Here is an 18,423-nt window from a genome sequence, read left to right on the forward strand (position 1 = left end):
TCTTTTATCTAAATTTTTGTTTATTATATATCGAAAGAATAAAAAAATCATAGTCTAACTATAAGATAAAAATGTTATTAGATATCTCACTAACAATATACTTTATAATCTCAGGAACTAATATCTGGGTTGAACCGTCATGGTGTTCAACAAATATAGAAAAACCATCTAACTTCTCTTCATACAATGCGACAATCTTCTCTGCCAAAGGTGAAGAGGAATCTTTTCAAATCCATATCTTTTCTGATAGTGAGTCCCTTAATGATGTTTCATTACAAATAGAGAGGCTCCCTAATGAGCTCACACCTCCACAGATTTATCAGATACTTCCAGTAGAAGGTATACCTTTACCTCAGGGGGGCATAGACCGTTCCGCTATCTTTTTTGACATTCTCAAACCTATAGAACCTTTCAATATTTATCAGAGGCAAAAAGCAGTTCTTTGGATAACATTTCATATCCCAAAAGAAATAAAGTCGGGACACTACCAAACGGAAATAATTTTAAACTCAAAAGGCAAAAAGATAAGAAAAATACCTGTAGACATTGAAGTATTTGACTTTGAAATCCCTCAAACCCCATCACTTCCCGCTATAAGTTTTTTGGATTGGAAAACAATGGCTCAGCTAAACAATAATAATGCCAACTCAGCAGATGATTTTTGGACATCACTTTTTACCTTCCTCTATAAAAAGCATCTTACCCTCTCACTCGGAATGTATCTACAAACAAATAATACTGAGAACCTATCTGTTCCTAAAAACCTATGGGATAAATTAATCCAGAGTATAAAAGAAACCGATATTTCTATTTCAAACACCATCCTTGATGTTACTCCTTTACTTTTACCCTCAGGTCCATTAGACACAGTGCGTTCCCCCACTCAAGAAGAAACCAAAATTTGGCAACAAATAAAAGAAGACCTGCCCCAATCCAATTTAAGTGTGGTTCTATTTTGTCCTCCTGAATCTGAACAAAATGAAAGTCTTAAACGCTATCTTAATGCCCTCTCAGAACAGACCCCATCTCTAATCCGCATTCTATGCAGTCCACCATCCCCTCAATTCAACTTTTATACAGATATATGGGCAATACCATTTAATTACTTTTCCATTGATTTAATACAACGACTCACAAGAGGTATCTCAATTACTGATGAAACAAATATATCAATCAAATCTGTGTCTGCATCTTCCTGTGGTTTTTTACCCGGTTCATATCCACCTATTTTAAGTTCCCCCCAAAACATAGCAGACAACTGCCCCTTTACTGGTTGGCTCTCACTCCCCGCAGAAAAAGAAGGTAAAAATGAATGGGTAGAAATCCACTTAAAAGAAAGTCACATTGGAAAAAATCTTGTAATTATATGGGGGCCAGGACAAACTCCCCAATCCGCAGAAGTTAACACTTCACGAGATGGAATCCATTTTTTCCCTTCATCTATTACATGGAAACACATCACAGGTAGATTTTTTGAAAACTCTATATCCTACGGAACATTTAAATACAACCCTGACTTTATCGCCTTTCGATTAGAACTAAAAAAATTAAAGAAAGGAGAAACTATTTTCATTCAGGATGTCCGATTAAATCCACCAGAAAAAATACCTGAACCACGAATAGCCCCTATTATCAAGCCATGGCTCTGGACAATCCCCGAACAGTACCCATCGTTACGCTATGATGCACCTCCTATTGAATCACGCATCATCCCATGGATATGCTGGTATTACCAGCTTCAGGGCGCTATATTAACACCTATCAACTCATGGAATAATGTAATATTAAAACCTGCCGATAAAAAAGATTTCATTCCTCAGCCTCAAAATACACTACAAATGACTTCTCTTTTGTATCCTGCTCCAAATAATAATTACTATAGCTCAGTTAGACTCGAACGACTAAGAGATGGTATGGAAGACTATGAATATCTCCTATTAATGGCTAAAAAAATGCAGACCGAAAAACTTAAAAATGACGATGTGTATGCTTGGTTATCACCGAATCTCGAACAATACCTTCCTTGGAACATTGTAACAGACGAATTCGTCAACAAACTGATCTCGACACGAATTACCATCGGATATGAGTTAAGCGGTAAAACTATTCCTAACAAAAAAACCGAACGTCAAAAAAACAATATCCGAGAAAAACAGCCATCACCTTTTATGCCTCGGAAAGTTCAAAAAAATTTCACTGGCAAAAAAAGTTAGGTGAAATATAAAACCAGTTCATAAACATAGATAAAATTGTACCCTTCTGAAATTAAAAGAGAAAACTACAAATGTAAATTAATTTTTTAAGAATATTTCCTGAATAACGATAAAATAAACACCTATAAAATCATCTCGACTTTCGCATATTCAAATTTTTTGTAGCTAAAATGTCTATTCAGTTTCAATTCCCAATTGTAAATTTTTACCAGTGCCTACCCATGCATTTAGCACCTTCATTTGAACTTTACCCTGTCCTCTTGTTTTCACTACTGCTAAAGTCCTCGGCTCCAAACGATATGAACCCAAAATCACAGGTCCCATAAATTGAATTGACCACGGTACATCTGAAATATTCTCTATTATTAATTTACCCTCTTTCTTCTCAGGATTAGTTACTTGTATTTTTCCGAAACGAACACAGGAAAGAAATAACTTTGAGACCCATTCTTCCCTACCATTAATCAAATCCGCTATCCAGACAACCGTTCGTTTATTATCTAAAGCTTCACGAATTCCCTGTTCTGTTTTTTCCTTCGCAAAAACCAAAGTCATAGGTCTTTGAAATTTATCCAATTGAAATTCACCCATAATCAATCCATGCAGGTCACTATTCCCCATCATTGTAAGATTATTTTCCAATGCCCAATCTATTACATGCGGATACCAATCCGAGCCATTCGATATTTCAACTCCATGCAGATACCCTTTTTCTAACAACTTTTTCTGAAATTCAAATTTATTACGTGTCGCAGAATTCCAATCTGGATGGTTCCATTGAATAAAAGCCCCCTGTTTTACTGCATTCTCAATTGCAGTAAATGGGTCTTCATTATCAACAAGGTTTACATCTTTCAAAAACAAGGCATTATAATGTCCATAAGGTTGCTCTCGTGTAATTTCCCCTCCTTTTATCAAAATCATCCCATACCGTTCTGCAGTTCCTTTTGCTAATTCATTAGAAGAATTATCATCTCCTGTTAAAAACGGCCTGTCTACAGGTCCCTCTATATGGTCTGTAATAGCAATAGCATCCAAACCTGTTGCCCATGCTTCTATAACTCGCAAGTCAGGCCAAACTCGTCCATCAGAAAAAACAGTATGCATATGAAAATCACATTTTAATGTTATAAAATCATCTACATTAGGAACCATTACCTCATGCCGAATTATAGGCCGTTCCAACTGTGTTATAGTTACAGGGGATGCATTTTCTGCAGAAATCATAAATGCAATAGATACAAAAATAACGAATAAAATCCCTATTTGCTTTGCCTGTTTAATCATTTATTATCTCCTTATAGTAAGATGTTTAAAAAGTGATTCTTAAATTTAGACTGAAAGAAACCATTTATGTTTCATACATAAGAGACAATACTACTTACAATATAAAAAACATTTCCTCAACCACCCAATCTACCCCATTTTTCCCATTCCATTACCATGATTACTAATTCTATTCTTTTCTTCAAAGATACTTTTAATTTTTTGTATGTCGTAAAAGACTTCCCGCACTCAATCCTCTTTGAAAAACGCCTTCTTTCACAACCCGTTTTCCATTAATAATAACCTCATCCACTCCAGATGGCGATTCTGTCGGTGACTTAAAACATGCTTTTGAATCTATCTTGTCCATATCAATTACAAGTACATCCGCAAAATATCCCTCTTTTAGCAATCCTCGTTGTTTTAAGTTAAAATGTTCTGCTGACAATGATGTGCATTTACGAACACCTGTTTCAAGGTCTACCAATTTCAATTCCTTACAATACCTACGCAAATATCGTGGATAGCAACCATAGAACAAGGGTGACGGCATACCAAAGCCCATCAATATTGCATCTGTAGAAATCATTACCTTCGGGTGTGCCATCGAAGGGAAAGTAGTCCGTTCAGTAAACAAATCATCCGGTTCCGCAATACTTTCAAACACAAGTACATGCCCGTCCTCTTCAAGCAACAAATCACAAGCCGCATCAAACGGATGGACACCTCTTTCACGGGCAATCTCAATCAGATTCATTCCCTCATACCGCTTATTCTTTTCCGACTGCACCGCCATAATATGTGCACATTCCCAACCCATAAGACGGAATAAGTTCAATGTCCACGAATCAGGGCCTGTATGAGGCCATTCCATTTTACCGTGTTCAATACTATGCAACATTTTTTTTCGTAAATCCCGGTCTTTCAGCCGATTTAATACCTGTGTCCTGTCTCCTTCTAACGCCCACGGTGGGAAAAAGGCTAAAAGATGTGTAAAACCTGTTGTGGTTGGCATAACATCTACACTTACATTCACCCCCTTATCTTGATTACTTACAATCCTTTCAATGGCTTGTTGTATAGGTTTCTCTAATGGAATAGGAATAGGTATCCACTGTGCCAAACTTGCCATCATTCGGATTAGAGAACGAACAAAGGGTCCAATAAAGCCCATATCGGGGACCCAGAACAAATGCGAAATCTGAGCTCGAATCTGATTTTCCCCTGCAACGGTAGCTACTTCATCAATGGCTTTATCTAATGTATTGCTATAACTACGCAAATGACTGGTAAAAATACCATCGTACTTCTTTAAGATTTTCCCCAATTCTACTAATTCCCTCGTATCGCTTTGACTACCAGGGTAATACTGCAATCCTGTAGACATCCCTATTCCCCCAGCATCCATAGATGATTCCAATGCTCGAGCCATCTTTTGTATTTCATCATCCGTTGCATAGCGATTTTCCATGCCAACTGCATGTAGTCTCAACAAACCATGAGGAATTAAAATTGCGGAATTCAACGGGATTCCTTTTTTATCTAAAAAATCAAAGTATTCTGCGGTGCTCCTCCATCGAAACTCTTTCTCAGGGTCAAAACTGGAAAAAACTTCAATGTATGTAAATATGGCTTCCTTTCCGGGTTCTAATATAGGAGAAAGTCCCATTCCACAATTTCCGCCTACAAAAGTAGTAATTCCCTGTTTAATCAAGGGCATAAGCAACTCTTCTGCATTCTCTTTATGCAAACTTATATCCGCATGCGAATGTGGATCTATAAAGCCAGGACATACCATCCTACCTTTGGCATCAATTTCCTCCTTTGCCTGTGCGTCTTTCAAATTCCCAATAGCGACAATCCTACCTTCCTCAATTGCAAGGTCTCCCGTATATGCCTTCGCTCCACTACCATCCACAATATTCCCATTCCTAATAAGAACATCAAACATACTTTCTTCCTTTCTCTCTTCACTGTTAAACAAAACGGGGAAAGTTACCTTTCCCCAAAAGATTCATTTCTATGCCTACACATGTTAAGTTTGCTGACCTGGCGCAAAACCATCTTCACCTAATGGGTCTTTATGATAACCACCAGAATTAAAGAACTGTATAACCCTTAACAACTCTCTCAATTCAATTTTCCAATCCTGTGGATTATAGTCAGAGGCGTGAGGAGTACAACTATGATTTGGTCCTGGTCCGACTTCATAGCCATCTTCTGTATCTGTTGGTGATAAAGCACAATAATAACCCCATGAATTAAATATCTGGATAACCCTTAATAATTCTGGTAACTCAATCTTCCAGTTTCCATTCGTATCAGCACTATGCTGTATTGTAATCACCTGACCTTCTGTGGCACCTTCAACACTCCCCTCTGGAGTCCCTTCTCCTTCCAATGTGCCTTCAATAACACCTTCTCCTTCTCCTTCCTCTCCACCTCCTTCACCTTCAGCAGATGCTTCAACTCCGACAACAACAGGATAGATAAGCACATTTTCACCCGCTGAAAAACTAACTAAAGCGACATACTCTTTGGGTTCCAAGTTTCCAGAACAGAATCTTACAACGACTTGCTGTCCCTCACCAGGTGTCAATTCGTAACTTGCCCCAGAGACAATTTGGAAAGCATCTCCTACCGAACTATCTACAGGATTTATAACCGCACTTCCAATTAATACCCCTGTACTAAACTCAGAGTTAGTAATGGTAAAAGAGCCCTCTTTACATTCACCCGATGGAACCGTGCCTAATCCCAAAATAAACGGCTCTATCACAGGAATAATCGATGGAACTTCACCTTCTCCCTCACCTTCAATTTGGATGGGAACAAACAACGCTGTAATCACTGTGTTTTGAGTAATGCTAAACGATATCGGGTTTGCAGTCCCTACAAATTGCCCATTTATCATCCACCCTTGCCATATATCTCTTGTATCATTATAAAACGCCGTCGCTGTGATATTTGTTCCCAGATAATAATATCCTGGATTTAACCCCTCACTACTTATCGGTGATACTTGAACTGAAACAGGGGCAGTATTCCCCTCCGTCATTACAGTTAATTGATATACTGGTAAAATTTCACCTTCATTTGTTTCGCTAAAGCACGGGGCACCACATCCACCTCCATTACTACGTGCTGTCGGGTCAACTGCATTAATTACAAATGTAAATATGCTATCCGTAGACCCATCAAATGTTGCATTATATTCAGCAAGGTTACAAACTCTATCTGTATCCGCGTCACCACTTGCTCCTAAATACTGGCTTGCAGAGCGGTCAATTTGTGATGCCGAGAATATCACTCCTGTTTGATTGCCAATATTAATTGCGAGGTTCACAGCAGAATCCTCTCCTAACGTGGTTAAACCTGCAAACATCGCTTTTAATTTACTCGCATTTACCTGTGATAGTAATGCCTCTGAAATTTTCCCTTCGGAAATCAACCCGTCAATTAATACAGTAAAGAAAGAATAATTATTTTGCCATGCAGTTAATACACAACACCGATTATTAGCACCTGGACTACCTAATATAACATCCAACAACTGTAATTGTCCTGTTTCTATAATCAAATTATCATCAAGGTCTACAGATAAAGGATTCATTCCCATATATGCACAAAATGCTTCCCACGCCTGTCGGGTATTACTCTGGATTGCAGTATTGCCACAGTTCGAAACAGCACAAGGTTTCGGACACCACTCAGGAAGTTCACCTTCGCCTTCTATTGAACCTTCCACAGAACCTTCTCCCTCAAAGCCACCTTCAGGGAAACCTTCTATACTTCCCTCAGGTTCAATACAAGGAGCATAACGGGACAAGTCACTTTCTTTATATTCAGAAGGAACACCCTTTCCTGCTGATATACCCGCTAAACCATCATAGGCTTCTATATTCAACCAGGTAATTGCAATCCGACCATCAAAAAACATTTCTATCTGAAAACTGGCTGTATCATTCGTAAAATTACCATCAACCCTGACCTCATGATACGTAACAACAAAACGGTCATCTAATTGCTTATACCAGATCTGTCCGCCGTCATTCGGTTTTAAATTATCAAATAAACCTGAAACACGCGGTATACTGAAATGATTCTCTGGTGATTCTTTATTTTGTGTATCCCCTTCCGTAAAGGTTAAATAACCATTACTACCAATAAACACACGGTCATAAGCCACTCCATAAAGAACAACCTGTTTCCCATCTGCCAAAGGCACCTCAACATAAGCATCATCACCTAAATTAACAGCGGTTGAAAGTATCGAATCTACTGGATAATCTGTTATTCCTGTGGTGGTACATGCAAAATAACCATTGGCATTATTCGCTGGGGTTAACAATAATCGCTTATTATCTAAATCATTGTCAACAACAAAATCTTCCGTAAACCAATCCGTCGCAGGTTGAGATGGCGGTTCAGATGTAAAATTAATTTCACATGGTCTAAATTCAAGGTCCATAGGTCCATTAAATGGAGACCACGGAATTGTCATAATGGGCAAATCCCATCTCGCACCAAAAATACTAATATATACAGTTGGATAAAACTTAATAGTTAAAATCAGATTACATATTTCATTGTAATTCATTACAGAACGGTAGCCTGTTTCTCCTGGTGTGACAGGCACAGTTTGCCCTTCTGTCCAGAACAAAAGCCCTTCTTCTAAACTTATCGTATCACATTCAAGCGAACCATCTGTCTTCGTCGAAATATCAATACCAGCACCTGCTGAGAAAGGTATCCACTTTAACCAATCTGGCAAAGTAACACCTACTAACTTTAAAATTAAATCAACAAGATTTACATCAAACAAATGAGTTTTAGGTGTCTCATCTTGTAATACAGACACTGTATCTAACAAAAAACTATTAAAATAATCATATTTTGAAGACCGTAACAATATATCAGGAATATAAGGAATGTCAACAATAAAAGGAGGAATTATCCCAATATCAAAACCTGCTTTCATATACAACTCACCACCAAAATCATAACCCCAAAAACCGCTCGCACTTCCAGCAATAAGCCAATTATCACTTAAATGGAAAAATCCCTGAATATCCGCCTGATAATTAGCAACCGCTGCCGCACGAATACGGACCTGTACGGGGAAGCCACCTGGCTGTTCCTCAAATCCACCTTCTCCTTTACCATTCGGCCACCAACCCGAATCGAAACTTAGATTTAACCCTTTCATTGGTGCAGTAAATTGAACAGGTTGTGTTTCTACTGCCTTTCCTGGGTCTCCTTTAGGGTCTACCTTTATAACCTCTTCCAAACCACCCTTTACCTTAAATTCTGAATCTGTATCGGACTTGACACCAGAATAGGGTTCAAACAGTTGAACTATCGTGCCCTTTTTATCACCACTCTGATAATCCCAACGGATAAATGTCGGACGAACACCATCTTTACAATAAAGTTCCTTCCGTTGCTCAATATAAAATAACTTATTATTTATATAACACCGAGTTTCACATATCCCTTCATTTCCCTTCGTTTGAGCAATGAACCATTCCAATGTAATCCCATCCATTTGAACCTTAAACACCGCTTTCCCATCTTCCGAAACACCTTTCTCCGCATTATTTGCAAACTTCTCCAATAGAGCTCGATTTAGTGATGTAAATCCAGGAAAACCTACCCCTACCTTCCCAAATTGCACAATATTCCTTATTAAAATTCCATCGTCACTAAACTCGACGTATTCCAACGAACCCTGCAATTTTGCTAATCCTGCCATCTCTGCATCGGATAGCTCTTTACTGCCTTCCCATCGTGCCGAATAAAGCCAATAGGCATCACCGAAAACAAATGTGGATGTAAGAACTCCAAGCACAAGAACAAGTAATAACCTTTGAACCTTCATATTAAATTCTCCTAAACATATATTGTTTATTTCCATTATTTTAAAAATCATAAAACAATAAATACTATAAAAAAATTAATTTATCTATTAATATTACCATTTTTCCTCCATAATTGCAATTTTTTAATTATTATTTTTTGATAAATACCAAACTTAAATTGTATCATTTAATAGATAAATTAAAAGGAGAGTATTTATGATTAAAGATAGAATTGTCCGCATTAAGATGAAAAAAAATTTTAAAGAACAAAAACCTTTCTCTTATGTCGGCAAAGTAACAGTATGGTCAGAAAATTGGATTGTAGTAGAAGCAAAAGGAATTATGTTAACGCGACAGCAAGCAAGTGGAGTTCAGATAGATGACACCTTTAAAATGATACTAATCCCTCGTGAAAATATTGACCACATTCAAGTTCTGCCAGACAATTTTGACTTACAGAATTTAAAAATTACCACTGAAGGACAGCAGTTAGTACTAATTATTGATGATAAACGGAACTCGTTCTTAGGAGAAATGGGCGAAGGATAATTAAATTTTACCCTGTAGAAACCCGTTCAATATATCTTCCAGTTCGTGTATCAACTTTTATAACATCGCCCTCTTTTATAAACAATGGAACCTGTATCTTTGCACCACTTTCCAAAGTACAGAATTTCATTACATTGGTTGCGGTATCCCCTCTTACAGCAGGTTCCGCTTCTATTACTTTTAATTCTACAAACGGAGGCATTTCCGCAATGATAGGCTTATCCTCAAGAAAGTAAATAGAACACAAATCAGATTCTTTCAAAAACTTCTTCTGCTCCCCTAACATCTCCTCTGGAATAAAGGTTTGCTCATACGTTTCCAAATCCATAAAATACAGCAATCCCTCAGATTCATAAAGATACTGCATCTTCCGTTCCAGCAACATTACTTCCTCTACTTCATCAGACATACGAAAAGTGACTTCCATCGTTCTACCCGTCTTTACATTCTTCAATTTCGTTTTTAACATTGCACGCCAATTCCCAGGTGTAATATGCTGGAATTCTACTACGACCCAAATATCTCCTTCATAACGGATCGCCATACCTCTACGAAAACCGGAAACAGAAATCATCCTTTCATTCCTTTCTTTTGGTTGCAGTTGATTATTTTTTGCCTCTATTCATACTATATTATAAATACTTTGTATCTTGTTTGTAAAAATGATTTTTTAATAAAAGGTTTTCCTATGAATTTTATATCCCTTACTCCATTAATACTATACCTTTTACTTACTTTTCCACCGTCAGTAAACCCCTTCGGAAATGCCCAAATTATCACCGACCCTCGTATGAAAAATAGTAGCCATAATAATGACTTTATGACAAATCGAAAAGATAATTGGGTAAAAGAAAATCCTCATCAGGTTCATACATTGTTTAGAAAAAAATTTATTGTTGAAAATACACCTAAATCTGCAGAGTTATATATTACTGCTGATGATTATTTTAAGCTATACATAAATGGAGAATATATTTTAGAAGGTCCCACAACGGGCTATCCTTTTGCATATCCATACTTTAAATACGATATAAAACAGTTTATAAAGACAGGTCCTAATATAATAGCAGTTCATACCTATTATAGAGGGCTAATTAATCGTGTGTGTGTCAGTGGAGACAATCGTTCTGGGTTTATTTTCAGGCTTACCCTCACAGATACTAATAACCAAAAAACAGAAATTCTATCCGACACTTCTTGGAAATGTTTCCCCCTTAATGCATTTATTATCACAGAAACAACAGGATATAAAACACAATTCCTTGAAAATATAGATATGCAAAAATACCCTAAAAATTGGCAATCTTTTACCTTTGACGATACCCATTGGATAACTCCCGAGTTAAGTGAAAATGACTACATATTTGCAGATTTACCAGCAAAACCATTAACGATTATCCCTATCCATCCCATAAAAAATGAAGTACTTTCTACAGGAAATATTCTTTTTGACTTTGGCAGAGAAGTCGTCGGATACACCCGTATAAAAACGAAAGGGAAAAAAGGTGAAAAAATGATTGTGTACCATGGAGAAGAACGTGACGAAAAAGGGAATGTCCGATGGCAAATGCGAGCAAATTGCAATTATAAAGAAGAAATTATTCTTTCTGGAGACGAAGACATTACTCCATTTTTCGAATATCGTGCCTTTCGGTATATTGAATTAGAAAATGCCCCAGAAGAAGTCTCTGTCTGGGTAGAAGAACGACATTATCCATTCGATACAACCAAAGTTGCCTTTGACTCTAATGATAAAGAATTAAAAAATATCTGGGACATTTGTCAATTAGGGGTTCAACTTTGCTCTCAAGAAGTATTTGTAGATTGTCCCTCTCGTGAGAAAGGGCAATATTTAGGTGATGCTGTCATTACATCCCGCTCCTTTATGTGGCTCACAGGTGATACGTCATTAACCAAAAAATCACTAATCGATTTCTACCTCTCTTCAAAAATTGACCCAGGGCTATTGGCTGTTGCACCATCAGGGTTTATTCAAGAATTTGCTGAGTATTCACTGCAATACCCACTTATGTTATGGGAATACTACCGCCATTCTGGGGATAAAGAATTCTTAAAGGAAATAGCATCCGAATGTTTACCAAACCTATTAAAATACTTTGCTCAATATGAAAATGAACATGGACTGCTAACATCCACTGGTACAAAACCCATTCTAATCGATTGGCCTAAAAATTTACGCGATAATTTCGATTACGATTTTGCTCTGAACAAACCAAACGCAGTTGTCAACGCCTTTTATTACGGTGCAATAACTAAAACAATAGAAATACAAAGAACAATCGGAATTGAAGATGCCAATCTTTTAGAAAAGGCAAAGAAGATTGAAGATAGTTACCAGAAAACCTTCCTCGACCCTGATAAAAACCTTTATAAAGATGCACCAGAGTCTACCCATTATTCCCTACACAGTAACGCTATCCCTCTCTTCTTCGGATTAGTAAAAAATGAAGAAGTAAAAAGAAACATTTTCTCCTTAATCGAGCAAAAGGGATTATCTTGCGGTGTTTATATTGCTTCTTATGTGATTGAAGCATGTTTCAAAGAGAACAACCCCGAATTAGGCTGGAAATTATTAACAAACGACACCGAATATTCATGGAAAGAAATGCTCCGCAACGGTGCTACCTCTTGCCTCGAAGTGTGGAAACCTGAAATGAAAATAAACATGAGCTGGTGTCACGCATGGAGTAGCTGTCCAATATACCTTATCGCTGAATATATATTAGGAATTAAACCCTTAACACCCAGCTGGGATGAAATAGCACTGGAACCTGCAAACATAAATGGTTTACCCGACATGCAACTTAAAAAACCTCTACCCTATGGCAATTCTTTACAAATCAACAAAAAAGGAAATCAATACACCGTATTAGCACCAAAAGAAATAAAAATAATTACTAAACCTAAACAAGGACAAACAATCAAAGTAGACTATGAAAACACATCCCAATAACGGAACTCCCCTTTCCACAGAAGAAACGAACATCTTAAACAAACATCAATGGGCACAACATATTGGTGAAAACCTTGGTATTTGGGTCTCAATAAAAAATCAAAAACTCTATGTCATAAAAAATAACATAATTATTTGGCAAACTTCCTGCTCAACAGCGATAAAAGGAGCTGGTGAAAAAAAAGATTCTCACCAAACCCCAAGAGGGTGGCACCAAATTGTAGAAAAAATTGGCGACCATGCCCCATGGGGACAAATCTTTCGCAACCGTAAACCCATTGGACTTTGGGACAAAACCCAGATCACCGAAAAATCCCTTATACTAACTCGTATACTCCGCCTTGATGGATTAGAAGAGGGAAAAAACAAAGGGGTCAACAATAAAGATGAAATTGTAGATACATATCAACGGTATATCTATATCCACGGAACCAACAAAGAAGAACTTATAGGGACTCCTTCCTCACATGGCTGTATCTGTCTGACAAACGATGATGCCATTACCCTTTACAATATTATCCCTCTTCACACTAAAATCCTCATTACAGAAGAATAAAACAACTTTATCTCTCCACAAAACTGTTTTTAAAATACACCAATACCCTAAAATAGGAATACAACGATTATTTTTTGGTGGTTCTATCTGCTGTTTTTTGGCTGGCTTTTAGACGGATTGAATATGCTTTTTTATTTATCTTTTCTGCGGACTTTGTAAGCTCTGGATATGGTTTGTTGGTTACATCCACTAATCCGATATTATAGTTCTCACCATCAAAGTTCCTGCCTGTAATCGGTTGGTCTGCCCACTGAAACCAATGACATCCCACAAATAAAGGATGTCTAACAACACTCTCAACATAATTCACATATTTCTCTGCTCGGTCTTTCTGGTCTTTACATGCAATCAGTCCTGTATGAAACATACCTCTATCTAACGCTCCAAAATGGAACTCACCAATAATAATGGGTTTTTCTGCAATTTTTAACATAGCATGGTCTTTCGGAACCTCTTTGCGATAGATATTAATACTTACTACATCCGCATATTTCTGTGCAGATTTCCATACAAATTCCGGTGGAAATCCTGCGAATCTACAACCCATATAGAGTTGATGCGGAGCACTCTTCTTAACAACATGTGATATGACAGAAAAATATCTGTTTGCAAATTGGCTAAGATATTCATCCCTGTCTTGCTTAAAGGCATCTGTTTCCTCCTCAGGTTTATTAATTTCAGACCAATCTGCAAATGATGTCTTCCAATTCTCATTTAATTTATCTATGGTTCCATATTTTTCCTGACACATCCTGACAAATTCCTTCTTGCAGGGCTGTTCCAAATCATTTTTTATCGTTCCTTCCCAAACCCCATCCCACGAAAGTTCATTATTCACAAAATAACCTATACAATAGGGGTTATCTTTATAAGCCTCCACTCCTTTTTGGATATTCTTTTCTGCAATTTCTTCGAATTGAGGGTCAAACACATCATAAATAGGTCCCCAATAGCCCGGAGCATTCTTAATTCTTGGTACATTTCCCGGTCCCAGAATGATAACAAATGGTATCTTTTTATCTACAAACAAGTGAACCGAACTCCACGCACCTATAGTATTAAATCCCCATCTCTTTAATCGGGCTGTGGTTTGTTCACTCCATGGCTGTTCCCATGTCTCCCCAAATTGACGAATAATATTCGCTTTATAAGGACAATACACCCACCCTTCATCTAAAATATGTCCAAACCAATGTCCTCCTTTGCCCGCCTTTGCGAAACAACTCTTAAATTTTGGGTCATTCATATCAGGCAAGTATTCAAACCATTTCTCACGGTTTGTTATAAAAGTAAAATCGCTCAACCCAACACAATCCACCCCTATGGACAAAAACAAATGTCCTTCCGGCGTTACAAGCCACCAATATCCATCAATTAGTTCCGTCCGAAACCATCCTGTTGCATTTAACTGAGGTCCTTTTTTCCACCCCCCATAAACATCAAAATCTTTACTGGTAATAGCTCGTTTTCTAATCGTTTGTAATTCCTTTTGTGCATGTTCTACCATTTCTTTTTCCGAATGTGTTTTCCCTTTCCAATCTGCATGTTTATATTGACCTAACTTATCAATAAATGGTAAAGGAAAATCAGGCAAATCAAACTGTTTCTCAAGTCTTATCTCACGGATTACAAGATTTGTCGAGACATTCGGGTGTGCCAAAAAAATTTGGAATCCTATTACTTTAGACAAATCAAATTTCTCCCCCCTCATCTCAACAAAATTTCCAGGTGCCCGGCGCATTCCCCATAATGGATGCTTTGAATAAACCTCCAAGCGCTCTTTATCATTTGGAACTGAAAACGGATACAATGGATTCGGCAATAAAAATGAAACTGATTCTTCTTGTTTAGAAGGTAAATTAAAACCACCTGTAATACAGAACTCATGCCCATTTGCTCCTTCGTTATCAACCCTTACATTCATTCGAACCACATCGTTCTCAGGATTAAACACCTTAACTACAACCCAACAATATTCAGACCAGTCCCAACTCCCTGAACTTGGTTTAATAAAAACATTAGGCCAATCACTTATATTAAAACGAACCTTCATTCCTGATTTGTCGTTTGAGGTAATACCACATACATCTACTTTTCGGCATTCTACACTACCTATAAAAGGACTATTTCCAATTGCAAATTGGGAAATATTAGTTTTGTCAGTTCCACAAATTAAGAATATCGCGATATACAAAAGATTAATTCCGTTCATTTTCTTTCCCTTACTATTACATTTTTGAGTGTAAATAACTTTTATCTTTGTGATAATATAAAAAAATAGAAACATAAATAAGACTTTCATGGTCAAAAATAAGTTTACATATTGGGCTGTTGTATCTTTAAAATATCAACTATAAAAGGGGCTTGAGTATGTCCGACTCAAATATTGAACCAGAGAAGAGCGAAACATCATATCATCGGATTAAATCAAAACAACAAAGGGATGTTACATTTTCATTTGATACCACTTCAATACATGCACCTTGTCAATATGAGTATATTTTTCAAACGACACCATTAACAGCAATTCAAGGATATTACACCGATGGAAAAATTTTCTTCTGGAACAAAGCCAGCGAGATTCTATATGAATATCTTGATAAAGATGTCATCGGTAAAAATATAAAGGATATATTACTACCTGCGGAGGAATGGCAATCTTTCGACGAGACTGTACAAACCACCTTAAAAAAAGGTGCCCCTACTGAACTTAAAAAATGGAGTATCCAAACAAGGTCTGGTACTACAAAATATGTTTTATCAACAATGGTACCCTCAAAAATAGGTGATTCAGATGCAATATTTTGTATGGATGTTGATATTACAGAACTTATTGAAACTCAAAACCAACTAAACGAAAGTGAACAAAAATACAGAAATATAGTTGAACATGCTCAAGAAGGAATTTGGGTCGTTAATGAAGAATTTAAAACAGTGTTCGTCAATAAGAAAATGGCAGATATTCTTGGCTTTACTCCAGAAGAGATGATTGGCAAATCGACCCTCGAATTTATACCACCTGAAGAACATGCAGATACCCTATTAAAAAGAGAAAAACGAAAAAAAGGTGAATTTGATAAATATGAACGCTCACTAATATGTGCTGATAAAACAAAACGCATCTTTCTCGTTACTGCCTCTCCTATTTTAGATACGACAAATAAATTTAAGGGAGCAATTGGTCTGTTCACAGATATTACAGAGAGGAAAATACTTGAAGAGACGATAAAGCAAGAAAGAGACCGTTGCATAGGTTTTCTAAACCTTTCTCCTTCTCTATTTATCCTTTTGGATTCGGATGGGAATATTCAACATTTAAATCACTCCGCATGCCAAGTATTGAAATGTGATACTTCCGCTATAGGGAAAAATTGGTTTGAAACTTTTGTATCTCCAGAACAAAGGGAAACACTACAAAAACACTTTAAGGAAATCATAACAAACAAAATTATCTCTGATATTGAGGACGAAGTGTATATTATTAATTCCAACAACGAAGAAAAAATTCTGCTACTAAGACATGCATTCCTCTATGGAGAAAATAGGGAGATTAACGGACTCATCTATTCAGGTATGGATATTACAGAAAAGATAAAAGATGAAAAAGAACAACAAATATTAAACGAAAAACTACAGCAAACACAACGATTAGAAAGTATTGGCATCCTTGCTGGAGGTATTGCTCATGATTTCAATAATTTATTGGTAGGTATTATAGGTAATGCCGACTTGGCTTTAATGGAGTTGCCTCCAGACTCGGAAACGCGTTATTACCTTCAGGAAATAATCCGCATTTCAAAACAACTAACTCATTTGTCTCAACAATTATTAGCATATGCAGGGAAAGGGAAAACATTCCCACGCCTTATTTCTCTTTCCTCTCTTATAACCAGTAATGAAAAATTAATAGAGGTTTCCGTCTCTAAAAAAATTGCTGTGAAATACGATTTAGACCCAAAACTTCCTCTAATTGACGCAGACCCCGCACACATACAGCAATTACTAATAAATCTCATTCTAAATTCAGCCGAATCCATCGGTGACAGACCAGGCATCATCACGATTATTACTCGACAAATGCACTGCGACAAAAATTACTTGAAAACAACCTACTTCGGCGAAAATTGTAAAGAAGGACAATATGTCTATTTAGAAATTATTGATAACGGAGAAGGAATCAAAAAAGAAATTCAAGAACGAATGTTCGAACCCTTCTTTACAACAAAATTTACTGGTAGAGGATTAGGTTTATCCGCAGTTGCAGGAATTGTTCGCTCTCATAATGGTGCAATAAGAGTTTATAGCGAAATAGGAAGAGGAACCAGCTTTAAAGTATTCTTTCCTATATCTGAAAATCAGGTACTACAACAGCAATTAAATCTCACCCCAACCACAGAAACCAAACATCTGATTACACAAAAGCACATTCTCGTAGTTGATGATGAAAAATTAGTCAGAGATACCGTTCGAAATATGCTGGAAATAAGTGGATACAAAGTAATTACCGCAGAAGATGGATTACAAGCCATACAAATATACCGTGATAATCAATCCCAAATTGACCTCGTTCTATTAGATATGACAATGCCACAATTAGATGGGGAGGAAACATTCCGTGAACTGCGTCGAATAAACCCAAAGGTCAAAGTCATTCTTTCAAGTGGATACAACGAAAAAGATGTCATAGAACGTTTTGTAGGGAAAGGACTTATAGGTTTCATCCAGAAACCTTATGTTTTATCAACTCTACTAAATACCATACACTCCACCCTCGAAATGGTCTAAAATTAAATTCTTACCCCTATATGTATATACCACCTCTGGTAGATTTTTATCGAACAGAGAAAGTATAATAACCACCATAATCGTAAATAGCGAATCCATACAAAATCTCAATAAAACAATACACCACGGAGAGATGTCCGAGTGGCTTAAGGAGCACGCTTGGAAAGCGTGTGTACGGGAAACCGTACCGAGGGTTCGAATCCCTCTCTCTCCGCCACT

The 18,423-nt window shown here is 37.0% G+C and carries 10 protein-coding genes and 1 tRNA gene; 6 read left to right on the forward strand and 5 right to left on the reverse strand.

Annotated features, from left to right (window positions below; all coding sequences use genetic code 11):
- Positions 1–71 precede the first annotated feature (71 nt).
- Positions 72–2,213, forward strand: coding sequence for a DUF6067 family protein (locus PLJ10_04925; GenBank protein ID HOK08988.1), 2,142 nt, complete (start codon positions 72–74; stop codon positions 2,211–2,213).
- Between the two features lie 174 nt (positions 2,214–2,387).
- On the opposite strand, the gene PLJ10_04930 is transcribed toward PLJ10_04925, so the two are convergent.
- From PLJ10_04930 to PLJ10_04940, 3 genes are all read right to left on the reverse strand, one after another.
- Complete coding sequence (locus PLJ10_04930) at positions 2,388–3,500, reverse strand: hypothetical protein (protein HOK08989.1); 1,113 nt, start codon at positions 3,498–3,500, stop codon at positions 2,388–2,390.
- 193 nt (positions 3,501–3,693) lie between these two features.
- Positions 3,694–5,430 carry a D-aminoacylase gene (locus PLJ10_04935; GenBank protein ID HOK08990.1) on the reverse strand — a complete coding sequence of 579 codons (1,737 nt, stop codon included), beginning with the start codon at positions 5,428–5,430 and terminating at the stop codon, positions 3,694–3,696.
- An 84-nt stretch (positions 5,431–5,514) separates the two neighbouring features.
- Positions 5,515–9,360 carry a hypothetical protein gene (locus PLJ10_04940; GenBank protein HOK08991.1) on the reverse strand — a complete coding sequence of 1,282 codons (3,846 nt, stop codon included), beginning with the start codon at positions 9,358–9,360 and terminating at the stop codon, positions 5,515–5,517.
- A gap of 196 nt (positions 9,361–9,556) precedes the next feature.
- Between PLJ10_04940 and PLJ10_04945 the strand changes: the two genes are divergently transcribed.
- Positions 9,557–9,889 carry a hypothetical protein gene (locus tag PLJ10_04945; protein HOK08992.1) on the forward strand — a complete coding sequence of 111 codons (333 nt, stop codon included), beginning with the start codon at positions 9,557–9,559 and terminating at the stop codon, positions 9,887–9,889.
- 7 nt (positions 9,890–9,896) lie between these two features.
- On the opposite strand, the gene efp is transcribed toward PLJ10_04945, so the two are convergent.
- The gene (efp, locus tag PLJ10_04950) at positions 9,897–10,463 is read right to left on the reverse strand and encodes an elongation factor P (protein HOK08993.1); all 567 of its coding nucleotides are present in this window, start codon (positions 10,461–10,463) and stop codon (positions 9,897–9,899) included.
- Between the two features lie 114 nt (positions 10,464–10,577).
- On the opposite strand from efp, the gene PLJ10_04955 reads away from it, so the two are divergent.
- Both PLJ10_04955 and PLJ10_04960 read left to right on the forward strand, forming a co-directional pair.
- Positions 10,578–12,863, forward strand: coding sequence for a family 78 glycoside hydrolase catalytic domain (locus PLJ10_04955; GenBank protein HOK08994.1), 2,286 nt, complete (start codon positions 10,578–10,580; stop codon positions 12,861–12,863).
- Positions 12,844–13,419, forward strand: coding sequence for a L,D-transpeptidase (locus tag PLJ10_04960; protein HOK08995.1), 576 nt, complete (start codon positions 12,844–12,846; stop codon positions 13,417–13,419). The genes PLJ10_04955 and PLJ10_04960 overlap by 20 nt, the downstream gene beginning before the upstream one ends.
- A gap of 67 nt (positions 13,420–13,486) precedes the next feature.
- Here the strand turns inward: PLJ10_04960 and PLJ10_04965 are convergent, their stop codons facing one another.
- Entirely contained in the window at positions 13,487–15,631 is a 2,145-nt protein-coding gene (locus tag PLJ10_04965; GenBank protein ID HOK08996.1) for a beta-galactosidase, read from the reverse strand.
- A gap of 158 nt (positions 15,632–15,789) precedes the next feature.
- Between PLJ10_04965 and PLJ10_04970 the strand changes: the two genes are divergently transcribed.
- Together PLJ10_04970 and PLJ10_04975 are read left to right on the forward strand one after the other, a co-directional pair.
- Positions 15,790–18,204 (forward strand): PAS domain S-box protein, encoded by a 2,415-nt coding sequence (locus tag PLJ10_04970; GenBank protein HOK08997.1) that lies wholly within the window; start codon positions 15,790–15,792, stop codon positions 18,202–18,204.
- 127 nt (positions 18,205–18,331) lie between these two features.
- Positions 18,332–18,421 (forward strand) — tRNA-Ser (locus PLJ10_04975).
- The last annotated feature ends 2 nt before the right edge of the window (positions 18,422–18,423 follow it).

This window comes from Candidatus Hydrogenedens sp. (genome assembly GCA_035361075.1).
Classification (GTDB): Bacteria; Hydrogenedentota; Hydrogenedentia; order Hydrogenedentales; family Hydrogenedentaceae; genus Hydrogenedens.